27 protein-coding genes are annotated in these 24548 nt (G+C 47.0%); 2 read left to right on the top strand and 25 right to left on the bottom strand.

All coding sequences use genetic code 11. The annotated features are described in order from the left end of the window. Positions 1–35: 35 nt before the first annotated feature. The 24 genes from nusB to ACQSGY_RS00305 form a co-directional block, all read right to left on the bottom strand. On the bottom strand, positions 36–488 hold the full coding sequence (gene nusB / locus ACQSGY_RS00190; RefSeq protein WP_145403920.1) for a transcription antitermination factor NusB: 453 nt from the start codon (positions 486–488) through the stop codon (positions 36–38). A 214-nt stretch (positions 489–702) separates the two neighbouring features. After that, the gene (locus ACQSGY_RS00195) at positions 703–936 is read right to left on the bottom strand and encodes a DUF2273 domain-containing protein (protein ID WP_145403921.1); all 234 of its coding nucleotides are present in this window, start codon (positions 934–936) and stop codon (positions 703–705) included. Between the two features lie 14 nt (positions 937–950). After that, entirely contained in the window at positions 951–1490 is a 540-nt protein-coding gene (gene amaP, locus ACQSGY_RS00200; RefSeq protein ID WP_111269650.1) for an alkaline shock response membrane anchor protein AmaP, read from the bottom strand. A 146-nt stretch (positions 1491–1636) separates the two neighbouring features. Continuing rightward, positions 1637–2047, bottom strand: coding sequence for an Asp23/Gls24 family envelope stress response protein (locus ACQSGY_RS00205; RefSeq protein WP_145403922.1), 411 nt, complete (start codon positions 2045–2047; stop codon positions 1637–1639). A 215-nt stretch (positions 2048–2262) separates the two neighbouring features. Next, on the bottom strand, positions 2263–3606 hold the full coding sequence (gene accC, locus ACQSGY_RS00210; RefSeq protein WP_111269652.1) for an acetyl-CoA carboxylase biotin carboxylase subunit: 1344 nt from the start codon (positions 3604–3606) through the stop codon (positions 2263–2265). Positions 3607–3662: 56 nt separating this feature from the next. Continuing rightward, positions 3663–4133 carry an acetyl-CoA carboxylase biotin carboxyl carrier protein gene (accB, locus tag ACQSGY_RS00215; RefSeq protein ID WP_216514855.1) on the bottom strand — a complete coding sequence of 157 codons (471 nt, stop codon included), beginning with the start codon at positions 4131–4133 and terminating at the stop codon, positions 3663–3665. 137 nt (positions 4134–4270) lie between these two features. Continuing rightward, entirely contained in the window at positions 4271–5101 is an 831-nt protein-coding gene (locus ACQSGY_RS00220) for a SpoIIIAH-like family protein (RefSeq protein WP_427050241.1), read from the bottom strand. 75 nt (positions 5102–5176) lie between these two features. Further along, complete coding sequence (spoIIIAG, locus tag ACQSGY_RS00225; RefSeq protein WP_184187894.1) at positions 5177–5815, bottom strand: stage III sporulation protein AG; 639 nt, start codon at positions 5813–5815, stop codon at positions 5177–5179. A gap of 24 nt (positions 5816–5839) precedes the next feature. Continuing rightward, on the bottom strand, positions 5840–6637 hold the full coding sequence (gene spoIIIAF, locus ACQSGY_RS00230; protein WP_427050242.1) for a stage III sporulation protein AF: 798 nt from the start codon (positions 6635–6637) through the stop codon (positions 5840–5842). 32 nt (positions 6638–6669) lie between these two features. Next, on the bottom strand, positions 6670–7824 hold the full coding sequence (spoIIIAE, locus tag ACQSGY_RS00235; protein WP_373288426.1) for a stage III sporulation protein AE: 1155 nt from the start codon (positions 7822–7824) through the stop codon (positions 6670–6672). A gap of 56 nt (positions 7825–7880) precedes the next feature. Further along, positions 7881–8270: a stage III sporulation protein AD gene (spoIIIAD, locus tag ACQSGY_RS00240; protein ID WP_145403927.1), complete on the bottom strand. Its 390-nt coding sequence runs from the start codon at positions 8268–8270 to the stop codon at positions 7881–7883. 31 nt (positions 8271–8301) lie between these two features. After that, the gene (gene spoIIIAC, locus ACQSGY_RS00245; RefSeq protein WP_017687585.1) at positions 8302–8505 is read right to left on the bottom strand and encodes a stage III sporulation protein AC; all 204 of its coding nucleotides are present in this window, start codon (positions 8503–8505) and stop codon (positions 8302–8304) included. A 29-nt stretch (positions 8506–8534) separates the two neighbouring features. Next, a complete protein-coding gene (gene spoIIIAB / locus ACQSGY_RS00250) occupies positions 8535–9053 on the bottom strand; it encodes a stage III sporulation protein SpoIIIAB (protein WP_145403928.1) in 519 nt (172 codons plus the stop codon). Continuing rightward, on the bottom strand, positions 9046–10050 hold the full coding sequence (gene spoIIIAA, locus ACQSGY_RS00255; RefSeq protein ID WP_427050243.1) for a stage III sporulation protein AA: 1005 nt from the start codon (positions 10048–10050) through the stop codon (positions 9046–9048). Before spoIIIAA ends, spoIIIAB begins: the two co-directional genes overlap by 8 nt. Positions 10051–10288: 238 nt before the next feature. Next, on the bottom strand, positions 10289–12823 hold the full coding sequence (locus tag ACQSGY_RS00260; RefSeq protein WP_427050244.1) for a beta-mannosidase: 2535 nt from the start codon (positions 12821–12823) through the stop codon (positions 10289–10291). A 45-nt stretch (positions 12824–12868) separates the two neighbouring features. Continuing rightward, the gene (locus ACQSGY_RS00265; RefSeq protein WP_427050245.1) at positions 12869–14158 is read right to left on the bottom strand and encodes an ABC transporter substrate-binding protein; all 1290 of its coding nucleotides are present in this window, start codon (positions 14156–14158) and stop codon (positions 12869–12871) included. Between the two features lie 49 nt (positions 14159–14207). Beyond that, positions 14208–15041: a carbohydrate ABC transporter permease gene (locus ACQSGY_RS00270; protein WP_427050246.1), complete on the bottom strand. Its 834-nt coding sequence runs from the start codon at positions 15039–15041 to the stop codon at positions 14208–14210. Beyond that, entirely contained in the window at positions 15038–15955 is a 918-nt protein-coding gene (locus ACQSGY_RS00275) for a carbohydrate ABC transporter permease (protein WP_427050247.1), read from the bottom strand. The genes ACQSGY_RS00270 and ACQSGY_RS00275 overlap by 4 nt, the downstream gene beginning before the upstream one ends. A gap of 252 nt (positions 15956–16207) precedes the next feature. Continuing rightward, the gene (locus tag ACQSGY_RS00280) at positions 16208–17257 is read right to left on the bottom strand and encodes a LacI family DNA-binding transcriptional regulator (RefSeq protein ID WP_427050248.1); all 1050 of its coding nucleotides are present in this window, start codon (positions 17255–17257) and stop codon (positions 16208–16210) included. A 266-nt stretch (positions 17258–17523) separates the two neighbouring features. Beyond that, positions 17524–18777 (bottom strand): aspartate kinase, encoded by a 1254-nt coding sequence (locus tag ACQSGY_RS00285; protein WP_427050249.1) that lies wholly within the window; start codon positions 18775–18777, stop codon positions 17524–17526. A 193-nt stretch (positions 18778–18970) separates the two neighbouring features. Continuing rightward, positions 18971–19528, bottom strand: coding sequence for an elongation factor P (efp, locus tag ACQSGY_RS00290; RefSeq protein WP_145403934.1), 558 nt, complete (start codon positions 19526–19528; stop codon positions 18971–18973). Between the two features lie 69 nt (positions 19529–19597). After that, on the bottom strand, positions 19598–20671 hold the full coding sequence (locus ACQSGY_RS00295) for a M24 family metallopeptidase (RefSeq protein WP_427050250.1): 1074 nt from the start codon (positions 20669–20671) through the stop codon (positions 19598–19600). Positions 20672–20710: 39 nt separating this feature from the next. After that, positions 20711–21154, bottom strand: coding sequence for a type II 3-dehydroquinate dehydratase (aroQ, locus tag ACQSGY_RS00300; protein WP_111269667.1), 444 nt, complete (start codon positions 21152–21154; stop codon positions 20711–20713). Between the two features lie 77 nt (positions 21155–21231). Continuing rightward, positions 21232–21738: a YqhR family membrane protein gene (locus tag ACQSGY_RS00305; RefSeq protein WP_427050550.1), complete on the bottom strand. Its 507-nt coding sequence runs from the start codon at positions 21736–21738 to the stop codon at positions 21232–21234. A 318-nt stretch (positions 21739–22056) separates the two neighbouring features. Between ACQSGY_RS00305 and ACQSGY_RS00310 the strand changes: the two genes are divergently transcribed. Together ACQSGY_RS00310 and ACQSGY_RS00315 are read left to right on the top strand one after the other, a co-directional pair. After that, complete coding sequence (locus tag ACQSGY_RS00310; protein WP_111269668.1) at positions 22057–23049, top strand: DUF1385 domain-containing protein; 993 nt, start codon at positions 22057–22059, stop codon at positions 23047–23049. A 5-nt stretch (positions 23050–23054) separates the two neighbouring features. Further along, entirely contained in the window at positions 23055–23390 is a 336-nt protein-coding gene (locus ACQSGY_RS00315) for a hypothetical protein (RefSeq protein ID WP_145403936.1), read from the top strand. 127 nt (positions 23391–23517) lie between these two features. Here ACQSGY_RS00315 and ACQSGY_RS00320 read toward each other — a convergent pair whose 3' ends face one another. Then, a complete protein-coding gene (locus ACQSGY_RS00320) occupies positions 23518–24519 on the bottom strand; it encodes a patatin-like phospholipase family protein (RefSeq protein ID WP_427050251.1) in 1002 nt (333 codons plus the stop codon). Positions 24520–24548 lie beyond the last annotated feature (29 nt).

Here is a 24548-nt window from a genome sequence, read left to right on the forward strand (position 1 = left end):
GAAAGCTGGCCTGCCTGTTCTGTTCCGAACGCTGGTCAGGATAATTTTTGCTTGATGCTGTCTACTTCCTGAATCATACGGCCCAGCACACCATTAACAAACTTGCCTGACTCGTCCGTACCAAAATACTTGGACAGTTCAATCGCCTCGTTGACGGAAACTTTCGCTGGAACGTCATCACGGAATACCATCTCGTATGCAGACAAACGCAAAATTTGACGATCTACACGCGACAAACGGCTGAGCTGCCAGCCTTTCAAATAATCAACCAGCAAACCGTCAATGGCTTCCTTGTGACTCCATGTGCCCTGTACCATCTCGGTAACGTAACTGCGCATCACATCTTCATCACGAATAACAACTTCCGTTTCATTCTCTTCAGCCGCTTCATTGATGAGCATATTCACCGCTTCAGCTGCACTCACTTCATTCATTTCCATCTGGTACAGACTTTGTACTGCGATTTCCCTAGCCAAACGTCTTTTCATGTCCTGCCTCCTGCAGCGCTCCTCTCAGAGCGTCATCATGCTTATTTTAAATACAAGGCACCATTAGCTACCTATTCAAAGGATACCCATGGTACTTCGCTTCTACTTGCGTTCTTTTCTCACAAAAAAACCTGCAAAACGTTTCCACCGAAAATCGGGCAACTCAAACTAAAGTTCTATTTTCGGAAGAAACATATTGCAGGGCTCAGACAGGTTATTTGAACGGACGCCAGCGATCCCCAAGCCATTGCCGCAATTCCCCCCAGGGAATAAACGAGCCCAGCTTCGCATCGCTTCGTCTGCCAAACGTATAACCGATGAACACCAAGAGTGCAAAGAACAACATATCCCAAAAACCGATCCAAACATAAAGGAATCCTAACAAAATACCAAAAGCAACGCCAAGAATGCGGCCCTTGTAATTATCCCAAATCTCTTTCCACAACATCAGTGAAACTCACCTCATTCCACGCGACTCTTGTAGTTAGGCGACTGGGTTACATTAGCAATATACACGGTGACAAAAGAAACCGGAATGCCCGTAATCTCTTGCACATGATCGTGTATCGCCTTTTGCAGATCCGTTGTCAGCGCTGGAATAGGTGTCTCACCATCCACAACGGCCCGAATCTTGATCTCCAGTCCTGACTCCACCACGCGAATACGCGCTTTGACGTCACGTACGCCACGGAAACGGGTAGTTGCCTTTAAACAGAGGTTCTCAATCGTCTCCATCGAAATTTGCACATCCCCGAACTCGGTACGCTGATCCACAGACGGCAGCGAGCCACGCTCACGCCGAATCGAGATGTAGAAAAAGCGCAAACTCAGGACAAACAAAATCGCTGCTGCGACAATCGAGGCCACAATCACGTTTTGTTCCTGCTGATAATTCAATTCGTATGGCAGCACACCGCTAATCAGTAAAATGACCGCTGCCGATATTGCTCCTACGCTTATGCTGTATATAAACAACAGAAGCCGATCCAGTATTTTAGCCACGAACTGCACAGCCTCCCTTGCTCACTCACATTGCTAAACCTGCTAAAGGGTATGACAAGCATAGCCTTGTCCAGCCAAAGCAGAATCCAAGACCTGTCCAAGACGGGATAACCCCCGGCAAGGGTGCCGGGGGAATCTGTCTCTTTTTATTTTACACGCTGCGGGTTCAGGTCAACTTCTTCCACTTTTTCAGGGTTCTTGAACTGAACGTCATGAATATGTACATTCACTTCATTCACGTTAAGACCCGTCATATTTTCAATGGAGCGCTTCACGTTTTGTTGAATTTCAGTTGCAACCTGCGGCAGACGATATCCATATTCGATAATTACGGAAACATCGACTGCGGCTTCGCGTTGACCTACTTCAACCTTAACCCCTTTGGACAGGTTTTTACGGCCCAGCAGCTCCGCGAATCCGCCAGCGAATCCACCGCTCATGCCTGCAACACCTTTCACTTCCACTGTTGCGAGTCCAGCGATCACTTCAATAACTTCAGGTGCGATCTGGATTTCACCGATATCCGTACGTTCAAATTCAGTCGGTAGTGTACTCATAAATGTTTAACACACCTTTCGCGAGATAAGTTTGCGGCCATCCGTCAGGGCGCCGGTTCATATTCATCAGTTCCAGAACCCTTCCGGTCCGGCTTTACCGGAACTCCTGCAGCCTTCCGCGAATGCGGGCTTATCCTGTGCAGGAGACATGCGCTCTTATTATTACATACTATATCATTTGAGCTGGTTTATGACAAACAAGCCCAATATGACTGTTAAATCTCGTTTTCCTCAAGAAATTTAATATCGAAATCTCCGCGAATAAACGTTGGATGATCCAGCAGTTTTTGATGGAACGGAATCGTGGTGGAGATGCCTTCGATCGCAAACTCTGCCAGTGCACGCTTCATCTTGGCAATAGCCTCTTCTCTGGTTGCTCCCCATACGATCAGCTTCGCAATCATGGAGTCATAGAAAGGCGAGATCGTATACCCTGGATATGCCGCACTATCCACACGAACACCAGGACCGCCTGGCGCAAGATAGAATCCGATTTTACCAGGTGAAGGCATGAAATTACGCTCAGGATCCTCCGCATTAACCCGGCACTCAATCGACCAGCCATTGATAACAACGTCTTCCTGACGGAAAGAAAGCGGATTGCCTTCTGCCACAGAGATCATTTCACGGATCAGGTCAACGCCCGTTACCATCTCGGTTACAGGGTGTTCCACCTGAATACGTGTATTCATCTCCATGAAGTAGAACTCTCCAGTTGGACTGAGCAGGAATTCCAGCGTACCCGCTCCGGAATAATTCACAGCAAGCGCCGCACGGACAGCTGCTTCTCCCATCAGTGTACGCACTTCCTCATTCAGCACAGGGCATGGCGCTTCTTCCACGAGCTTCTGACGACGGCGCTGAACCGAGCAGTCACGTTCGCCAAGATGCACGGCATTGCCATGTTTGTCGGCCATGATTTGAATCTCGACGTGTTTCATGCCTGTCAGGAATTTCTCCAGATATACACCGGCATTGCCGAATGCCTTCTGAGCTTCCTGCTGAGCAGCCGTGATCTGTTTCACCAGTTCTTCCTCGTCTTCAGCAATACGAATGCCTTTACCTCCGCCACCTGCGGTAGCTTTGATAATAACAGGATAACCGATATCACGGCCGATCATAATTGCTTCTTCCGTTGTTTCAACGAGACCATCCGAACCAGGGATAACAGGTACGCCTGCATCCTTCATCGTCTGCTTCGCAACCGCCTTGTCCCCCATCTTTGTGATCGCTTCCGGTGATGGACCGATAAATGTAATGTTGCAGGAACCACAGATTTCTGCAAAGTCAGCATTCTCTGCCAAAAAGCCGTAACCCGGATGGATGGCATCACATTCCGTTAACGTAGCTACACTCATCAGGTTTGTGAAATTAAGATAACTGTCCTTGGACAGCGTTGGTCCGATACAGTAAGCCTCATCTGCCAGACGGACATGCAGGGAATCCTTATCTGCTTCCGAGTAGACAGCTACTGTCGATATACCGAGTTCGCGGCACGCACGAATAATTCGTACAGCAATCTCTCCGCGATTGGCAATCAATATTTTATGAAATTTCATTTGGTTATTGTCCTCCTTCGAAGCTCATGCGGCTGCTGTTCGCCTGTTATAACAGGTTATTCCGGTTTTACCAGGAACAGAGGTTGTCCATATTCGACAAGCTGTCCATTCTCAACCAGCACTTCAACGATTTGTCCCTTGATGTCAGCATCAAGCTCGTTCATCAGCTTCATCGCCTCGATGATGCATACCGTTGTTTTCTCAACAACTTTATCACCCACGCTTACAAAAGGACCTGCTTCCGGTGAAGAGGCTCTGTAAAACGTACCCACCATCGGAGATACAATTTTATGTAAATGACTTGTTGTATCAACTTGCGGAGCAGCCTCGCTCACAACTGCTGCAGGCTGTACCTGTTGCTGCGGAGCAGCGATCACTTGCGGCTGGATTGCAGCAGCTTGCACAACCTCCGTTTTGCCTGGCTTACGGATCGACAGACGTGATCCTTCATTTTCAATTTCCAATTCCTGAACGGAACTTTCATCCACCAATTTAATCAATTCTTTAATTTCGCTCAATTTAAACATTTCCATTATTCACTCCTTCGGCATCATGCCAGTCTCACGAGGACGGTCATATGGCTTTATGTATTATATCATAATCATTAAAAATGGAAAGAGCCCGAGAGTCGAACGAGCTCCCGGTGCCCTTATCACATTACTGATTATTGTTCCGTGACATATTGCACACTGATTTTATTTTGCGATACAGACAGTTCTTTCATGACCAGATCAACGATCGAAACCGCTTGTTTTACGTCCAGCTTGTCACTTAACACGACCACTTTGTACTTGTCAGCCTCCTCCTGCACGATGGCATTGGCATACTGCTGGGACAAGGTTTCCTCGATACCTGTAATTTTGGCCTGCTTATCTTCAAGTGCCCGAATTTGCTCTGTTGCTTTTGCATTTTCCTCTGGTGTTTTGCTTAAATCACCCGCCACCGTCGCCAGTTCCTCATACTTGCGATTGTTGCTTTCCTCACGCTGCCACTGATAATTCTGGAATTGACTGCTGGCCGATACTGCCGTATTTTGCTGTTCCATCTCTTTGAGTACTTCCTCATCCGTCTTGGCCGCGTTGCCCTCAGTTTTACCTTCTGTTTCAGGTGTCGCAGTCGTGCCTTTTTCCTCAGTTGCTTCCGATTTTTTGCCGCTCTCCCCTTCAGCAGCCCCCTGCTCTCCTGCTGGTGCTTTCTCCGTATTCCCTGATTCCTTTCCCTCTGCACTCGCCGCGTTATCAGCCGGATCTGCTGCCCCAGCATCATCAGTAACCTGTCCGCCATTCACAACCTCGTTGATGACAAGTCCTTCTGTAGGGTCCATAATTCCAGCTGTCTCTTTCGCTTCCCCTTGCTTCATGCCATCCACTTGCTGGCTGTCAGCCACGGGTGGATTTACAGGCCCTGAATCTTCAGTAAAGAGATAGTATGCGGACAAAATAACCATCAGACTCAGCATGGAGACAAGCCATATTGTTTGACGTTTGTTATTCATTTAGAACATCCTCCTCAAAATAGGGTTGATTCTGGCGGATCGAGCTTCTGTCTTGCAACTCATAGATGAATGATTTCAATCCTGTTTGCGCGGAACAACCGAAATCCGGTAGGCCGCAACATTCAAACCTTTTTCAACAGCATCTGTGATCAAATCCTTGACCACCTTGTTCTCTGCACCTCTAGCGACCACCAGCACACCACGTATTTGCGGTTTCAGCTTTTTAGTCACGATCGGCGTCTGATCCCCTGATATTTCATACGTAATAATCTCCCCGTCCCGGGTGTACTGCGTCATATGGCGCTTCCCACCATTGGCATCCGTCTCCTCGGTAAGCTGCTGTGAATCTTTAACGTTTCGCTGAACGACCAGTTCTTCCGTGGAATCGACGGTAACCATGACATCAACCGTGCCTACACCAACGATATTTTCCAGAATACCTTTCATTTTGTCTTCAAAAGCAATCTCGATGGCCTGAAAAGGATTCTCTTCCAGCAGATCATTCTGCATAGTCGACATTGAAGTTGCCTGCTCAGGCGGCTCACGGCCGATATTCTCGGAATCAATTTTTTTAACGTTGACAAAAGAATTAAACAGCATGATCCCTACTCCGATCAGCCCAAGAATGATCAGCCAGCGGAAGGTCTGGCTTCGCTTTGCTCCATTTTCCCCGCCGCCCATCCAGGTTTCCAGCTTTTTGAACCACCGTTTCATCGATTCCCCTCCTTCTCCGCGCTGTTACAGCACTTCAGCATGTTTGGCCTCCGTCACCTGCACTTGACTCGCATCAATCTTCCATTGCTCGGTTAGCAGCGTAATAATCTGGACAGCATGTTCAGAGCGTGAAGCGCTGGTTGACTGTGTATCATTGCTTTCATCCGAGTTGCGTGCAGCAGCCGGCTCTGACGTTTGATTGGTGGCTGACTCCGACCTTTGATGAGTAGATGTAGGGTTACTGTTTGAAGACTGATCTTGTGACTCCACCTGCACCTTGGAAATTTCTATCGGCTGAATCTGGATCGGCTGATCCACCTGTGCAGTCTCGCCTGATTCCTTCTTCTCCACCCCCGCCATCTGTACTACGATACGCTGAATGACAGGCAGATCAACCGAAGAAGCGATTTCCGCGTCGGTACTTTGTTTTTTCATCGTCAGCTGCACCTCGACAGACTGCACCTTCGCCCCGGTTGTATTCTCAATCTGTCCTTTCATAACGTTAGCCAGCTCCTTTGCCGTCCATTGCAGAGACTGCTGCTGCTCGTTTGCCTGCATCTGTCTTCCCTTCGCCAGAATCTGCTCCAGTGTTGCCTGACCATCTGACGGTGCATCCATTGCAGACATCGCTCGTTTCAGCTCGCCTATCGGATCACTCCGCAGCAATTTGGTAATCGGTGACAGCAGGGTTAGCAGAATAAGGAGGCTCAGCACAAGCTTGACGTAACGCTCCATGGAACGATTTGGAAGCAGCATGTCTACAAATGTCGCTAACAAAACGATCATGATCAGGTCCTGCAGCCAGCTGCTCAGCCACCCCATCCTCACCAGCTCCTTTCTCTGTCTGCAATCATTTATCGCATCATGACGGTCAGATTACCTGCGGTCAGTAAAATGGTAATTGCGAGAAAAAACATCATTCCAACCGCCGCCAGTGCGGCGAAGACGTAGATCATGCTTTTGCCAATGGCTTGCAGGCACTCCACAATGGGTGTATCTCCAAGCGGCTGCATAATGGCTCCGGTCACGTTGTAGATTAAGGCCAGCGCCAGTATTTTGATTGCCGGAAAAGCACACAGAAACAAAATAATAATGACACCTGTCAGCCCAATCGCATTTTTGACCAGCAATGATGCCGTTATGACCGTATCTGTTGCATCTGCAAAGGTTCTGCCGACCACAGGCACGAAGTTTCCAGCAATGTATTTGGCCGCCTTTAAGCTGACGCCATCTGCAACAGACCCCGATGCTCCTTGTACTGAAATCACACCAAGAAACATCGTAAGCAGAATACCCAGCAGGGCTACGCTGATGTTGCGCAGCAGATCCGCCATCTGTGTCAGCTTGTACTTGTCTGAGATTGAGCTCACCAGATGCAGCACGGCTGAGAAAAAGAGAAGCGGGAAAACCAGCAAGTGAATGAGCGTGCTTACCATATGGATCATAAATATGATCAGCGGGTGGGTTACGGATACAGTAACGACATTTCCCATAGAGGCCAATAGTGTGAATAAAAGCGGGACCATGGCCATCATAAAGTTGATCATGCTGGATATGGCTTCTTTGGCATAACCGATCGCAACGCTGAAGCTGTTGATCGCAATGATAATAATGACCATATAACAGATCGCATAAGCGATTTTGCTAATATTATTTTTCTCAAAGGCCGTCTGCAGCGTCTCCAGAATCATGCTAAGCACCGTTAACATGACAATCGTGACCAAAAGTTTGCCGTTATATAAAACTTCATGAAGCATAAATTTTCCAATCGCAGAAAATACCGCTTTTAGACTGAATCCCTCATTCCCGGGTATCAGCATGTCCATGAAAGATGGGGTCTTGCCTTCTGGAAAAAAACCGCCGTATTGCTTCATAAGCTGATCCCAGTATTTCTCCACCTGATCCTTCGGAAGCTGATCGGCCTGCTGCTGCATCCACTCGTTCGAAGGTGCACTGGCTGTGATCTGCCCGATCATGCCAAACATCAAACAAATCATCATCACCATCATGAGGTGCCAGCGCGGCTTGTCATGCAGAGATTTCATCGGTTGCTCGCACGCCCTTTCTACACCGGCATCAGTTTCATGACGGTTTCAATAATAATGCTGATGATTGGAATCGCCAGTACGAGAATCAACACCTTGCCAGCCAGCTCAATTTTGGATGCAATGCTTTCCTGACCCGCGTCCCTGACAATCTGGGCGCCAAATTCAGCAATGTAAGCAATGCCTATAATTTTCAGAACCGTTTTGAGATAGATGCTCTCCATGCCCGAATTTTCGGCTAGACGCTTGAGCACTTCGATAACGGCTCCAATCTTGCCAATCAGCAGCATGAAAATGACCACACCGGCTGCCGCCGCAATCAGAAAGGCAAACATCGGCTTTTGTTCCTTGATGACAAGAATCAGTACGGTTGCAATGAGTGCCAGACCAACAACTTGAATAATCTCCACGGGTCACCACCATTCGGCTTCATGACCGTTCTCATTGAAAAAGAAATATGGATTTAATCTCTTGCAGCAGGCTGTCCAGCATACGGACGACCATAAATAATACAACGACAAATCCGATGACGGTCACCCAGTGAGCCATATCTTCCTTTCCCATTTGTTTCAGCACCGTATGAATCATCGCGATAATGATTCCAATGCCCGCAATTTGAAAGATTGCGTTCACTTCTAAATTCATGACCTTGGCACCTCGCTATCCCGGCTATTTCAGAAGATCAGAATGACGATTAACGCTCCGACAAGCATCCCCAGGCTGCGGCTCATCCGTTCGTATTTCACTTGATCGGCCTGTGCGCGGGATTCCTCATGCATAAGTTGCTGTATAGCTAATGAAATGTGTTTGGTCTGATCCTGACGATCACTGGTGCCAAGGCTGAAGCTCAATTGCATCATGACTTCACGCTCGTCTGACTTCATAGCCGATCTTCCCCACGCCTGCTCCACACCAGCTTGAAGGCTCTCTCTGGCCGTGAGCCCGAGCGGAGGTTCCATCTGTGAAGCGGCGTGCATAAACAGAGTCTTCACCGGTTCTTTCGTCTGCGCACCCATCTTGCTCATCGCGTCTGGAAGCGGCGTTAGGCCATAATTAATTTCTGTCATCAAACGCTGGAGTGCGGCTATCAATTCTCGAAGCTGCCTTGGGCGCAATGCATATTGTCTGGCCTTATAAAAGCCTGCAAGCGAGCTGGCGATCATAATCAGCACTGCACCAAACATGTTAACCAAAGGCTTCACCTCCTGCTCCGGCATGCTGCAGCCCCCGCATCTTGCCGTCAGCCAGCTTGAAGCTCATGCCCCGGCTCGTCCGTTGCAGCAGCACATACCGCTGAAACATCTGCTCGGATATCAACGTTCTCAGTGCAGGTCTGGCCGACAGTTCTGCCAGATCCCGGCCGTGTGCAGTTGCGATGACGGAAACACCTGCATGCAGAGCCTCCATCACAGCTTCGGCATCCTCCGGCCGGCCAATCTCGTCCACAATGAGAACATCCGGCGACATTGAGCGAAGCATCATCATCATGCCTTCTGCCTTCGGGCATCCATCCATGACATCTGTCCGCGGTCCGACATCAAATCCGGGGACTCCCTTGTAACTCCCTGCGATTTCAGAGCGTTCATCCACGATGCAGACCTTTAGTCTCGGGCGTATCCCTTGTCTCAGTTCATTACCGGACGTCAGCTTTGTACCGCTGCTGATCTGTCTTGCCAGATCACGAAGCAATGTTGTCTTTCCCTGCTGAGGTGGAGACAAGATCAACGTATGCAGCACTTGTCCGCTATTCAAATCCACCAGATAAGGAAGAATCGGGTCAGCGATGCCTTCGACTTCTCGGGCTACCCGAACGTTGAATCCGTTAATATCCCGTAAATATTCCACACGCCCTCCACTCAGCACCGTTCGACCGGCAAGTCCAATTCGATGCCCGCCGGGAATCGTGATGAAGCCTTTTCGCAGCTCTTCTTCCAAGGTATACAGGGAATGATTACTTATGAGATCAAGCAGTTTATGAGTTACTTCCTTCTGGGGAATATACGCCTCTTCCGGTTTACCCGTCATCGCACCTTCTGCGGTAAGAAAATGGTAGGTGTTTCCCGCATTAATCTCCAGGGGTCTGCCTTCCCGGATGCGGACTTCTTCCACTTTGTCCAATTGGGCAGGTGGCATTCTGCCTAAGATGGTTCGGATCGGTTCCGGAAAAAGGTCCCTCCATTTCACTTTCATGTGTCGGCTCCTCCAACTTTGTCATTCATCTTATTTTTCATCTCTGACGTTTGTTCATATCTCAAGTTTATGCCTGTACATTCATTTTATGACGCTGAAATCTATCATTTCTTTTGGACTGTAAAATTAAGAGACGTCACTTCTTCTCCATGCCAAAAAGCCAAAACAGGAAAGCATCGTTCATGCTTCCGGCTTTGGCTATATGTCTTAACTTACATAAATATAAGTTACATCTTAATCATCTTGTCACTGTAACGGCGACCTTTTCCGCATTTAATGCGGCTACGATAATATGTTGGTAATCTAGCGCTTCCCCGTCCGCTTGACGTATATCAACAGTTCGCTGCTCCCCTGCAAGCAGATCAAAGCAGTTATCACTCATGCGCACATTACCTTGCGGGATCGAAATCTGAACCATTCGGGCTACCGCTTCAGTTGCTTGCACAAGCAATTGCCCAGTTTCTTCATTATATGAAGCTCGAATGATGCTTGGACTAAGCTGTACATCCTTTGCATCACGTAAATAATATACGTTATCCGGGCAGTCCCAGGCAGGCGCAGATAACTTCAACACCGCTTGTTCTGGAGGCAAACCTTGCAACACCTGCTTTTCGTCCCATTCTCCCAGCTTCACTACACCATTGGCCTCTACCTCGGTGTGCAGCTCCATACGATGAATGGAATGACCCTGCATATCAAAAACCTCCATGATGACCTGACCACTCAGCGAAGTTAATTGATCATTAATCACCCACACCTCTAATAACTCATCAGGTTCATGGTTTAAACTTAATAGTAATGGATGATAAAATTTACGTGCATAATAATAGGATGCTTTTGGTAGCAGCTCATAATCGATTAATGACCAACTGGTTCCAGGCCAACTGTCGCCGTGCTGCCAGATTAAGGAGCCACTTGTACGCGTTTTGTTGCGCCGATAGTGCTCAATTCCATACTTCAATCCCTCAGCCTGAGTAAGCATCGAAAACTGGATATACTCATCCAGATCCTGAGGTACTCCTGTGAACCCTTCCATAAGTAAGATGCCCTTCTGATGGTTCGTATCCTTGTTGCGATAAGCCATCTCTACGCTTCCCCAATAGAATTGATCCTCTGGAATGTTTCGCTCCAACGTATATTTCGTAGCAGAGGCATGCATACCAAATTCACTGCTGAATAATGTGAAATCTTTTTTATAGTTTTTGAACGTGACACCCTCCACACTATAATCTAGCAAAGGCACCTCGCCAAATTTACGTGGATAGACGGAACCATGCCACACTTGCCAGTTGTGACGATCTCCATGATTCGGATCATTCGCATCATTCCCGCCATAAGGAGACGAAGGCCAGTATGGACGTGCAGGGTCAAGCTGTTCCAACAACTCTGGTAGAATCTCATGATAAATCGTTTCACCGTAAAATGGTGTCGTGATTTCGCCAGATGACGATTTCATATCGTACAGCCAGTCAATTTCGTTATTGCCGCACCATAACGCGAGCGAAGCATGATTACGCAATCTTTGAATATTGCAGATGGCTTCCTGCCGAACATTTTCCACAAAATCAGCATTATAATCAGGGAAAAGCGCATTGGCAAACGCAAAGTCCTGCCACACCAGTAAACCGAGCTCATCACAAAGATCGTAGAAGACGTCTTTTTCATAAATGCCTCCTGCCCAGATTCGCAGCATGTTCATATTAGCTTCTACGCCCAACATGATCAGATGTTTATATCGGGAGTCAGGAGCGGCTCCAATCAGATTATCGACCGGAATCCAGTTTGAACCTTTGGCGAACAGCTTCACACCGTTAATATGAAAAGCAAATGCAGGCTCTCCCTGCTCATCTTCCAGTACCAGCTCTACCGTTCGGATTCCAATTCGCTGCTCTCTCCGATCTACCTCCACTCCGTCTGCAAGCAGTACGGTTTCCAGTTGATAGAGGTAAGGCTTGCCCAGATCATGCGTCCACCATAATTGTGGCTGTGATACTTGCAGATTGAATCCGGCCTTTCCACCTTGCAGTTCACCTTCCGCTTCAGCCACAACCTGCTGATCCGCATCAAGTAAACAAGCAAGATAGGTCAGATGACCACACCCGCGATACTTTTTCGCTTCAAGCTCAACGTTAATATTGGCCTGCTGGTCGTCACAGTGCTTCGTATACGCATATACGCCCTCGAACTTGGCTTGCACATGACGCTCCAGTCTCACCTTGCCCCAGATTCCAACGGTTACAATGCGCGGCCCCCAGTCCCAACCGTAATTCATCGCTGCCTTTCGAATCCATGGGCGCTCCTTCGTGTATGACGACCACTGCATCAGTGCTTTATCCCTGTGATGAAGATAGAGTGGATCAAATCGGACAGCAATTGTATTTTGGCCTTGATGTATAACACGGGAAACATCATACACATATGTTCGGTGCATATTGCTGGCTGTACCCATCTCAAGACCGTTCACATAAACCGTAGCATGTGTATCTAACCCTTCGAAAATTAATTCCCAGCGCTCTTGTTTTGCTGGATCGGCATCCATCTGAAAGCGTGTGCGGTACCACCACTCCTTCTGCTCTACCCAGCGCGAATGGATATCGTTATGCCCATAATACGGATGATCTATCAGCTTGCGTTCAATCAGAGTCGAATGTACATCTCCAGGCACACTCGCGCTGATCCAGAAACGATCATCCAAATCTGCATCAGCAATGGTTAGCGGCGGTTTCTCGCCCACCTCATATTGCTGAATTCTCCAATGATCACTTAATAGCATGGTTTCTGCCTCCATTTATATCATTTAATGTCTATATAATAAGATTTATTTCATTTTGGCCTCAGCCTGTTTACCTTTCTCCACCAACACATCATAAGCTGCATCCAAGGTCACTTTACCAAACATAACACTCTCCATCTCGGACTTATACGTAGCCGTAAAATCTTCAGCACCAGGAGGCGCAGGATAGAAAGGTAAAGCCTTCGGTTTGGCCACATCCAGCAATTCTTTCCCGAAACGTTCTCCATCCGTAAGATTTGTCTCAAGGGACGCGTACACTTCATCATTAATCGGAATACCACGTGTCATCCCCAAAATTTTGCCTGCTTCCGGGTCAGATATGAACCATTTGATAAATTCCTTCGCCTGCTCCACATTTTTGGAATTCGCGCTTATAGAGAAGAAAATCGTTGACTGGGCCCAGCCACCTCCGCTTTCGCCGATTGGATTGCTGTTCACTGCCAGTTGACCTGGTTTAAGTGCTTCAATCGCACTCGCCGAGCCAACCGATGCTGTACGAAGCATGACTTTGCCAGAACCCAGGGAATCGAGTTGCGGGTCATTTTCTTTAAAAGCTAGCTGTTGATCTGCTGGCGGTACAACGCCTTCTTTTTGAAATTCGGCATAGGTGTTGTTAAATTCGAAAAAGGTGTCTTGATCCAGATTGAATTTTCCATCCTGAAAAATGGGTCCTTTGCCTTTGGCAGTCTGATAAAATTGATAGAATTCCCAAATGTTGCGCAGGTCGTCGATTGGATATTTATCCTTTGGCAGCTTGCTTCGTGCTTCTTTGGCATAAGCAAAAAAATCATCCCACGTCCAGTTGTTAAAAGGTAATTTGATCCCGTATTGCTCAAGTGTCACTTTGTCATAGACCAAACCCGCACCATTGTAGCTCAAAGGCACTCCATACAGCTTGCCATCAATCTTGATGTTCTCCAGCACCTTCTCATCCACAATGCCACTCAAGTCCAGATCGGACAAATCTGCCAGTTGCCCCCTCTTGGCATAACCATGAATATATGCCGCATCCATCTGCAAAATATCCGGGAGTGAGGACGAGGCGGCAAGGGTGGGAAGCTTCTGCCAATATCCATCCCAAGATGTAAATTCCGTTGTGAGTTTGACATCCGTATGTTTCGATGTGTACAGTTCGATTGCTTTTTTGGTCGCTTCATGCCGAGCATCCGAGCCCCACCACATCATTTTGAGTGTGCCGGAGCCCTGGCCTTCACTTGCGCCCGAATTGGAACCTCCTGCACAGCCGGTCACCATTACTGCAGCCAGCACACCCATCGTCAACGTTTTCAGCCAACGTTTACCTTTGATCATCATTGAATGACCTCCCTTGTATGTGAAGTTATGTGTTACCTGTCATCAAAAATCAACCTTTGATCCCTGTTGTCGCAATGCCTTCCACGAAATGCTTTTGAGCTACAAAAAAGACGATTGCCGAAGGAATAACGGACAGTAATGACATCGCGAGCAATTGACCCCACTGCACCTCAAACTGATCAATGAACATCCGAAGTCCAAGCCCTACCGTAAACTTTTCTACCGAATTGAGGTATAGCAGCTGCGAGAAAAAGTCGTCCCAGCTCCATAAAAAGGTGAAAATCGCTACGGTCACGAGTGCGGGCTTGATTAGCGGAGCAATAATACGGAAGAAAATACCGTAAACGGAGGCGCCATCAATCTGCGCCGCTTCATCCAGTTCACGTGGAATGCCACGAATGAACTGCACAATCAGAAATATGAAGAATGCGCCGCCCCCGAAATAATGGGGCAATATAAGCGGAACATAACTATCAACCAAACCAAGTTTGTTAAACAAAATATATTGAGGCACAACGGTTACTTGTGAAGGCAGCATCATCGTGAGAAGCAGCACCGAGAACCAGAAGTTACGAAACCGGAAATTCAATCGCCCGAACCCATAACCCACGAGAGCCGCTGTTACAACACCACCCAATACATTCCAAAACTCCATCATTAGTGTATTGGCAAAAAAACGGGCAAACGTAAAGTCAGACGTAAAGCTCCAGCCATTGCTATAGTTCTCCCATAACCAGGTCGTTGGCCATAATGACGGTGAGGAAAGTTCCATCGTGCTTTTGAAGGAGGCTCCAATCCACCATAACACCGGGTAAATCATAAGCAGGGAAAATGGAATCAGAATAAAATGTGCCTTCCAGGTCTTCCGATTGCTAGTTATCATTTTGATTTACCTCCTTCGGATTCATAGAACACCCAGTATTTCGATACAATGAAATTCAGTGCTGTAAAGACACCGATAATGACAAGCAGAATCCATGCCAGCGCTGAAGCATAACCCATCTGAAACTGCTTGAACGCCTTGTCGTAGAGGAACAACACATACATGTACGTGGAATTCGCCGGACCTCCAGCGGTAATGACAAAAGCCGACGTGAACATCTGGAATGAGTTAATGATGCCTAGTACAAGATTAAAGAACATCACCGGAGAGAGCATCGGAATCGTAATCGAGAAAAACTTCCGAATACTGCTGGCTCCATCCACAGAGGCCGATTCATATAGATCTTTAGGGATTTGCTTCAATCCAGCTAGAAAAATGACCATAGTTGATCCAAATTGCCAGGCATTCAGCAAAATCAGAGTTCCCAGTGCTGTATTCGGATTGGATATCCAACCGATTCCCGTAATACCGAACCAGCCAAGCACGTGGTTAATGTAACCATCCATGCCGAACATGTTCCGCCATAAAGCGGACACCGCAATGCTCCCCCCAATTAAGGACGGAAAGTAGATGGCTGTGCGGTAAACATTCATACCCTTGATATCCTTGTTCAGCAAAATCGCAACCATAAGCGAGAAGAAAAGCTTAATCGGTACCGCTAATAGCACAAATGCAAACGTAACTGTAAGCGATTTCAAAAATAATTTGTCAGATTGTAAAATTTCGCTATAGTTGCGCGGGCCTACCCATGTTGGCGAATCCAAAAGAGAATAGTCTGTGAACGAGAGATAGAACGATTGCAGAATCGGCCACAGCGTTAATAACAGAAAACCAATCAGCCAAGGCGAGATAAATACATACCCAGCCACATTCTGATGGTAGATCCAGCCGATTCCCCGCTTTTTGCCGAACATAGCATTACCCCGTTTCCATTGTAGTCTGTCAGCGTGAAACGCTGTATCTGAGTCCATCATAGTCATTTCATAAGTATACTGTCAACTAATTTGTTAATATTATTATGTTTACTAAATTTATATTGGTTTACTTTAAGCGTTTACATAGATAAATAAAATGCATATCTCTTATGTGATAGACATTCACCCCATACCAAATAGGCTATCCTTTACATTCACCATGTAATGGATAACCTCATAATGGTTGTTTTTTTAGACCAGACTGCCAATGCTGCCTTTGATGATTAATTCACCTTGAATGAGACGCTTCTCATAAGGCATGGAGATATGCTTCAGCCTCCATTGCATAATTTCAACCGCCTGAATCCCAAGCACCTCTGTCTCTGCGTTTACAGTACATAATTCCGGGTATTGCGCATGAACTTCAGGATCATTGTCAAAAGCGACCACCGAGATGTCGGCAGGAATTCGTTTACCTTTCTTCTCCAATTCATTCATGCATAAAGAAGCCACCTTGTCGTTAGCGCATATAATCGCGGTAGTGGAAGAATTCTCAATCAACTGTTGCATCGCTATGCGAATCAGCTCCAGATTGTCCTCATGATGCGACGGTCGGATCTGTAACAGTTCTTTGTGCGGCATATACGGTATGCCGTTTTCATCAAGTATCGCCTTAAATCCACTCCAACGATCGGCAAAACTACGAGCATATGCCCAGTCTCCTACAAACTGAATATGTCGATGGCCCTTACCTATCAGAAATTTCGTCAGCTTACGATAGATATCGTAATTGTTCATGAACACCGTATCTGAAGCGACCAGTTCATCCTCGTGATCTATGATCACAAAAGGAATACCAAGTGAACGCAACTCAACCAGCATGGCTGTCTCAATCAACCCGATTCCGATTATACCCAGTAATGCCTCTGGTCGCATGAGCTTGTTAAAGTTTTGAGGACTGTCGTCTGTAATCAGTACCGATGAGATCCCATGTCCTTCCAGACCACGAAACACCCCTTCAAGCACACGCCCCCAATAAAAGGAGTCACGATTCTGACTACGGATATCCGGAAAGAGTATTCCGATCATGCGTTCTTCTTCCTCTGTCTGCGTCTTGGGGGCCATCGTGCGTTTTGTTAGCTGTTGATCCAAATACCCCAGATTCGAGGCCACCTCGAAAATTCGTTCACGAGTTGCCGCACTGATGCCCGCCTTGCCGGATAACGCCTTTGATACTGCGTATTTGGATACACCAACCCGGTCCGCAATTTCCTGCATCGTTACTTTTTTCTTCTTGTCCAATGCTGCTCCACCCCGTCTCTTCTAAAGAGGTTTACAAAGTATTTTTGTAAACCAAATTAATCCGTTACATCATAACAAAAGAGATGCATGCTGTACAGGAGCTGTACTCCTTCGTACAGCTTCTCGCTAATCAACACCAGGTGAGTAACGTATAACCTGTAAACGAAACAAAAAAAACTAACCGAGATTAACATCGATTAGCCTTTCTTATGCCTATAGGTCTTCGTTAATACTTACGAGACTTTTAGACAGTACAGTTTATTCAATTATCTGCGGACTTGCGGACCACCGATCACAGCTTGCTCTTCTGTATCCAGATCATATGCTGTGTGCAATGCTTTAATTACATCATGCAGCTTCTCTCCATCGATAACACAGGAAACTTTAATTTCCGATGTGCTTACCATTTTGATGCTTACACCTTCGCCGGAGATCACTTTGAACATTTTGGCAGCCACACCCGGATGACTTACCATACCTGCGCCTACAATCGAAATTTTAACCAGATTCTCTTCAGAGGTTACTTCACGATATGGCAGGCGGCTGTGCAAGCCTTCAATGACATGCAGCGCTTTCTCGCGATCCGATAGCGCAACCGAGAACGAGAAGTCCGCTTTGCCGTCCATAACACCGCTCTGTACAATGATATCTACATCGAGCTGCTCAGCTGCAAGTGCGCCAAATACTTCAGCCAGTACACCCGGCACGTCCGGTACTCCCAAAATGCTGATGCGTGCTACATTTTTATCGTATGCAATCCCACTTACCACTACGCCTTGTTCCATTGCTGCTTCCTCCTTAACAACCGTTCCTTCATTATGGTTAAAGCTTGATCTTACAATCAAAGGCACACCGGAATGCTTCGCGTACTCTACCGCACGAGGATGCAATACCGCTGCTCCCAGATTCGCAAGCTCCAGCATTTCGTCATAGGAAATTTCCTTCAGCTTGCGTGCGACTTTGACGATCCTTGGATCAGTGGAATAGATTCCGTCCACATCCGTATAGATCTCGCAGGCGTCTGCCTGAATGGCTGCTGCCAGTGCAACAGCTGTCGTATCCGAGCCGCCACGGCCCAGCGTGGTGATCTCACCATCTTCCGTCATGCCTTGGAAACCGGCAACAATAACAATATTGCCATCCGCCAGAGCTGCATTGACGCGTTCAGGACGGATATCCTGAATGCGAGCTTTGCCATGTACCGGCTCAGTCCGGAAACCGGCCTGCCATCCTGTGAAGGATACCGCCTTGCGTCCAAGTGCCTGTATAGCCATAGACAATAACGAGATCGAAATCTGCTCTCCTGTTGTGAGCAGCATATCCATTTCACGAGCAGGCAGCTCACTGTTCAGCAGCTTTGCCTGATCAATCAAATCATCGGTTGTGTCCCCCATGGCCGAGACCACGACAACACATTGATGCCCTTCATCTGCTTTTTCCACAACACGACCGGCTACACGCTTCATGCGCTCTGTATCTCCGACCGAGCTGCCCCCAAATTTCATGACGTACAATGACAACGCAAATCCACTCCCTACCTTGTGCAGTTATGCATAAATTGATGTCTTTCGTCATTATTCTCTCCGAGAAATGACTTTAACCCAGTATATTACGAAAGCGCCTGATAGGCTAATCTTTTTTCAAAAAAACCCTCTGCCAATGAGTTGGCAAAGGGTTTCTCATTCACGCTTTCAAGCTTACAGCGTATGAAAGTTACGCACGGGAGGAGTATTTACCCTCACGTGTATCAATCAAAAGCACGTCGCCTTCGTTAATGAACAAAGGTACTTGTACGTTCAGTCCTGTTTCCACTTTTGCGTTTTTCGTAGCACCTTGTGCTGTGTTACCTTTAACGCTTGGCTCTGTTTCAATAACTTTCAGCTCAACGCTGGTAGGCAGGTCGATACCCAGGATTTCACCTTGGTAGCTAATGATTTTCACGTTCATGTTTTCTTTGAGGAAGTTCAATTCCCATTCAAGCTGGTCACTTGTCAATGTGAATTGATCGTAAGTTTCGTTGTCCATAAACGTGTGCTCTGAACCACTTGCATACAGATAAGATACACCGCGGTTTTCGATGATTGCACGGCCAATTGTTTCACCTGCACGGAACGTGCGCTCAACCGTGTTTCCGTTACGCAGGTTTTTCAATTTGGAACGTACAAAGGCAGCGCCTTTACCCGGTTTTACGTGTTGAAAATCAAGTACAGTGAAGATGTCTCCGTCTACTTCTACGGTCAAGCCTGTTTTAAAATCGTTTACTGAAATCACAAAAAATCCCTCCTGGTATAAGTAAAAAGTCAGTGATATGAATGATTCATATCTCAAGTAGCTGGCAGGTTATGCAATAACGGTGAACTTCTTATCCGATTTCGTAAGGATATGGATACCTGTTTCGGTCATAACCACATCATCCTCAATCCGCACACCGCCAAATCCATCGATGTAAATCCCCGGTTCAACAGTAACCACCATGCCCGGTTTCAACACATCATCGCTGAGCTTGGACAAACGTGGAGCTTCATGAACTTCCATGCCCAGACCGTGGCCTGTGCTGTGTCCAAACTGCTCTCCGTATCCGTAGCCTGCAATGATATCCCGTGCAAGTGCATCTGCTTCCCGTCCGGTCATACCTGGTTTCAGGTTCTCCAGCGTATGTAACTGTGCTTCCAGTACAATATCATAAATCTTGCGCAGCTCGGGAACAGGGTTGCCTGTAGCAATTGTACGTGTCAGGTCGGAGCAGTATCCGTCCAGCAGCGCACCAAAGTCAAATGTAATCAGCTCGTCCTGTCCAATCACCTTGCTGCTTGCCACGCCGTGAGGCATCGCGGAGCGTTCACCCGAAGCGACAATGGTATCAAAGGAAGAACTCGTCGCTCCATGCTTGCGCATGAAAAACTCCATCTCCAGATCCACTTCACGTTCAGTCATGCCCGGTTTGGCAAATTGCAAAACGTGGCTGAACGTGGCATCGGCCAAGTCAGCAGCCCGCTGCATAACCGCGATTTCGTCCGCATCCTTAAACATGCGAAGCTGCTCAACTATGCCGGATACAGCTTTCAGTTTAACCGATTGCAGTGATTCTGCATAAGCAGCATGTGTACCAAATGTGACTGAATCCTGTTCAAAGCCTACTTCCTTGAGGTTAGCAGCTGCAAGCAAATCCCTTACGGAATCCATCGGTTTAACGCCATGCTCCAGCACATTAAAACCTTTGGCTTGCAAGGTTGCCTGCGACATATAACGGAAATCAGTCAACAAATATGCTTCGTTTTCCGTAATAAGCACATAGCCTGCCGAGCCTGTAAAGCCCGTCATATAACGACGGTTGATCGGATTCGTAATCAGCATGGCTTGTAGTTCACGCTCAGCCATGGCCTCGCGTAACTTGTGTACTCGTTTGTTTTCCATCGGTAACCCTTCTTTCTCTCACATTCCCGGGTTCCCGGCTCAGGTTTGTTTGTCCAGATGACGCACGAGAGCCAGCAATCCCAGTTCATAGCTTACTTCGCCAAATCCGGCAATCTGCCCGATCGTTTCTGCTGCAAGCACTGAATGATGTCTGAACGCTTCACGTGCATGAATGTTGGATAGATGAACCTCCACGGTAGGAACCTTCACGGCATTGATTGCATCACGTATAGCATAGCTGTAATGGGTAAATGCCCCGGCATTGAGTATGATCCCGTCTGCCTCACCCATAGCGGCATGAATGCGGTCAATGATATCCCCTTCATGGTTGGATTGATAAAAAGCGATGGAGACACCCAATTGCTCGGCCTGTCTGCGAATATTGTCTTCAATATCCTTCAGACTCATCGTGCCATATATGCCTGGTTCACGAACACCAAGCATGTTCAGGTTCGGGCCATTGATCACAATAATTCGTTTCATTGCTGCTCCACCCTCTCTGCAAATAACCATCTGCTATTTTAACACAGCCATTGCCGGATTGAGAAGCTTTTTTGCGTCTAGGCTCCGGCTTGTTCCGGTTCCCTTTTTCGTTCGTCCGTATACTCCATTGCTACGGTGTAACCGATAAACAAGCCCCAGAGCAGGAAGAAACAGATTTCCGTAAAGATAGAATCCCATGTTAACCTGTTCAGCGGCTTCATCATACCAAGCTTGGGACCTAGCAAAACAAAGAGAATCACCCACCAAACGATGCCGTAGACCATACCTGGAATAGGCCCTTTTAATTTTCGAATGGTAAAGGTGTATAGCAGGGAAGCCAAAATAGAAAACACAATGAAACACAGCCATCCTGTCAAATGCCCAGCCGAAGTATAAATGTACTCATGTTTAAAAAAAGGTTCTGCAATAAAACCGACAGGTACTATCGTAAAATGCAGCAGATGGAACAGCCAATGAATACCTCCCCAGATCAAACCGGCGAAGAAGCCAAGCTCCAGTGCAAAGGAGAATGGATTTGTATAATAATGTGCATCACCCTGCTTGGGTATGGAACGCCGTCCCATCACCTTGTCATCCCTTTTGCGTGGACGCTGCCGCTGGGAATGCGGGTCTGATTTTTCATTGTGCTGATCACGAATTGGCATTCCCTTATCGTTATAATCCGTCATGCTTAACATCCCCTTCTTCGTAAGATGCTTATGCTGTATGCTAGACATTTTCTCACAGTTCTAGGGCGTAGTATGTTCAAAACAGGACAATCTTAACAGCTTCACCTGCAGATTACCGCGTAAACTAGAAATTGCTCACAAAATTCGATACAATAAGGATATTAAACTGCCTTTCAATGTAAAGGCGTAGAACAGAATAGGAAGGTGAATGATTTGCCTCAACAATCCAAGCCTGTCAGCTACGGGGGGCAAGCTGTCATTGAAGGTGTAATGTTTGGCGGCAAACACGTCAACGTTACAGCTGTTCGTAGAAAAGACGGCGAAATTACGTATCTGGAAGTTCCCAAGCAAGACAAGACCTGGGTCATGAAATTGCGGCGGATTCCGTTATTGCGAGGAATTGTCAGCATTATAGATTCAAGTGTCAAAGGCAGCAAACATCTGAATTACTCCGCTGACGCTTATGCTGACGATGAACTGGAGCCGGAAGAAAAAGCCAAACAACAAGAGAAGCAAGGTTCCGGCTGGAGCCTTAGTATGATCATTGGTGTGACGGCTGTAGCCATTCTTTCCTTCCTTTTCGGCAAAATTGTGCTGACGCTGCTTCCTGTGGTGATCGAGGACTTCTTATTTAAAAATGCATTCAACAATCAATTTTTGCATAATGTATTGGAAGGTGTTATCAAGCTGATTCTGCTGCTCGCCTATCTATGGTTAATCTCACAGACACCGATGATTAAACGTTTGTTCCAATATCATGGAGCAGAACATAAGGTAATCAGTGCTTATGAAGCCGGGGAAGAACTGACACCGGAAAATGTTCAAAAGTACAGCAGACTGCATTATCGCTGCGGAAGCAGCTTTATCATGCTAACGGTGATTATCGGTATATTCCTGTATTCCGTATTTACCTATGATAACCTTTGGGAACGTATGGGTCAGCGTCTGTTGCTGCTACCAGTAGTATTAGGCGTTTCATTTGAACTTCTCAAAATTACGAATTCAGTGCGTGACATTCCTGTACTTCGTTATCTCGGGTATCCGGGGCTCTGGCTGCAACTCCTGACTACCAAAGAACCAACGAATGCACAAGTGGAGGTATCCATCGCATCGTTTAACCGCATGCGTGAGCTGGATGCCAAGCTTGCGAACGTCTCTACGGCAGCTGAAGTTCCTGTAGCCACATTTGATCCTGTGAAAGGGTGAATGAAATGAACAAGCAGGCAATTGTATTCTGGGTGGTCATGGTACTGGCTGCTTTTGGAATTATCAGTTTTTTGACTAAAGCCTCATTGTCCAGTATTCTCATCCCTCTGATTGTGTTCGGGGTTGTGTTCCTGCTATACAAATACCCGCCTGCCCGCTGGTCTCGGAAAGCCAAAACACCCAAGATCAAACCTTCGGCAAAAACGATGGCGAAAGTGAATGCACAGAACAATGCTTCAGCCCGCAAAAGCAGCTCGTCCAGAAAACGCAAGGATTATCCTTTCCAGGTCATTCAAGGACAAAAAGGCAAGAGTGAAGAGGATATTCCGAAGTATCACTAATGTCAAAAAGCAATTCCCACTAAGGTGAGAATTGCTTTTTTTTTTGAATAGCTCTCCTTCATTTACGATATTGACCGGATCTGACTTGGCACATAAATAGAGTACAATCCTAACCTTTGCACAATATTCATACGGGAACCAGAGGTGAAGCATCTGCTTTTTTCTTCCGCTGTTCTTTGCGCTGCTTCTCTAATTGTTCGTTGTATATTTTCATGTTCCATGCATTAAAAAACTCTCTTCCTGCAACGAGGCCGGAACGAAATAAATTCGTGCTGTCCTGAACTGACAAATTAAACTGTGTAGGCTTAATGCCTAACGTAGGAATTTTGACGGTTCGGAAGCGGTTAATCTGCTCAATGTATCGCTCATCATGTGCAGTGAGCATGGTCTCAACAAGAGCCTGCAGCATGGTAAGCGGTCCTTTGATCCGTGCGGGCTGCACTTCGTTTTTGCCCACCATCTTAAAGCCAACGACCGGAATAATATCTCCATCCTCTACTGAGCGCTCTCCGTCAAACAGCCATAGCGGAAAATTACTTAACAATCCTCCATCCACCACATATACAAACTGATCCTGAAAAGGAAGCCCTTTGGACATGACGGGTGATTTGCGTATGACCACCGGATCGAAAAAGTAAGGTATGCTGCAGCTCATCCGTACCGCTTTGGCCACTTCCAGTTTAGACGGTTCAATACCGAACCGACGAATGTCATCCGGCAATACAAGAATGCTACCATTAGATATATCTGATGCAGTAATGAGCAGTTTGCCCGGCGGTAAATCCGCAAATGTACGTATCCCCTTCTGCAGCAGCATCTTGCGTATCCATGACTCAAGCGCTTCTCCAGAGTAAAGTCCCTTTTTCAAAAACAGTCTTGCCGCAGGTCCAATCCAGCGTGCGTTAAATACAGGTGAACGCTGCAGCAGCGAAGCAAACGGTGTACTTTCTATAATAACCTTCATTTCCTCAGCCCGATAACCTGCCGCAAGCAAAGCTGCTACAATCGAGCCGGACGATGTTCCAGCTACCCGATTAAATTGAACTCCGCAGTCCTGTGCTCCCTGTACCGCACCTGCCAGCGAAATGCCTTTCACGCCTCCGCCCTCAAACACTCCATTAATTAACATAAACCAAAAACCCCCGTTCTCCAGGCAGC

The organism is Paenibacillus sp. TC-CSREp1 (assembly GCF_050171015.1).
GTDB classification, from domain to species: domain Bacteria; phylum Bacillota; class Bacilli; order Paenibacillales; family Paenibacillaceae; genus Paenibacillus; species Paenibacillus silvae.

Bases quoted from the DNA above. Each gene is read 5' to 3' on its own strand.
- ACQSGY_RS00260 (WP_427050244.1), bottom strand. From the start codon at position 12,823: ATGCTATTAAGTGATCATTGGAGAATTCAGCAATATGAGGTGGGCGAG.
- spoIIIAF (WP_427050242.1), bottom strand. From the start codon at position 6,637: ATGGGGTGGCTGAGCAGCTGGCTGCAGGACCTGATCATGATCGTTTTG.
- ACQSGY_RS00275 (WP_427050247.1), bottom strand. From the start codon at position 15,955: ATGTTCGGCAAAAAGCGGGGAATCGGCTGGATCTACCATCAGAATGTG.
- spoIIIAC (WP_017687585.1), bottom strand. From the start codon at position 8,505: ATGAATTTAGAAGTGAACGCAATCTTTCAAATTGCGGGCATTGGAATC.
- accB (WP_216514855.1), bottom strand. From the start codon at position 4,133: ATGTTTAAATTGAGCGAAATTAAAGAATTGATTAAATTGGTGGATGAA.
- ACQSGY_RS00195 (WP_145403921.1), bottom strand. From the start codon at position 936: ATGTTGTGGAAAGAGATTTGGGATAATTACAAGGGCCGCATTCTTGGC.
- ACQSGY_RS00205 (WP_145403922.1), bottom strand. From the start codon at position 2,047: ATGAGTACACTACCGACTGAATTTGAACGTACGGATATCGGTGAAATC.
- aroQ (WP_111269667.1), bottom strand. From the start codon at position 21,154: ATGAAACGAATTATTGTGATCAATGGCCCGAACCTGAACATGCTTGGT.
- spoIIIAA (WP_427050243.1), bottom strand. From the start codon at position 10,050: ATGAAAGTGAAATGGAGGGACCTTTTTCCGGAACCGATCCGAACCATC.
- accC (WP_111269652.1), bottom strand. From the start codon at position 3,606: ATGAAATTTCATAAAATATTGATTGCCAATCGCGGAGAGATTGCTGTA.
- ACQSGY_RS00305 (WP_427050550.1), bottom strand. From the start codon at position 21,738: ATGGGACGGCGTTCCATACCCAAGCAGGGTGATGCACATTATTATACA.
- nusB (WP_145403920.1), bottom strand. From the start codon at position 488: ATGAAAAGACGTTTGGCTAGGGAAATCGCAGTACAAAGTCTGTACCAG.
- spoIIIAE (WP_373288426.1), bottom strand. From the start codon at position 7,824: ATGATGGTGATGATGATTTGTTTGATGTTTGGCATGATCGGGCAGATC.
- ACQSGY_RS00295 (WP_427050250.1), bottom strand. From the start codon at position 20,671: ATGGAAAACAAACGAGTACACAAGTTACGCGAGGCCATGGCTGAGCGT.
- spoIIIAG (WP_184187894.1), bottom strand. From the start codon at position 5,815: ATGAAACGGTGGTTCAAAAAGCTGGAAACCTGGATGGGCGGCGGGGAA.
- ACQSGY_RS00270 (WP_427050246.1), bottom strand. From the start codon at position 15,041: ATGATAACTAGCAATCGGAAGACCTGGAAGGCACATTTTATTCTGATT.
- ACQSGY_RS00220 (WP_427050241.1), bottom strand. From the start codon at position 5,101: ATGAATAACAAACGTCAAACAATATGGCTTGTCTCCATGCTGAGTCTG.
- ACQSGY_RS00315 (WP_145403936.1), top strand. From the start codon at position 23,055: ATGAACAAGCAGGCAATTGTATTCTGGGTGGTCATGGTACTGGCTGCT.
- ACQSGY_RS00320 (WP_427050251.1), bottom strand. From the start codon at position 24,519: ATGTTAATTAATGGAGTGTTTGAGGGCGGAGGCGTGAAAGGCATTTCG.
- ACQSGY_RS00265 (WP_427050245.1), bottom strand. From the start codon at position 14,158: ATGATGATCAAAGGTAAACGTTGGCTGAAAACGTTGACGATGGGTGTG.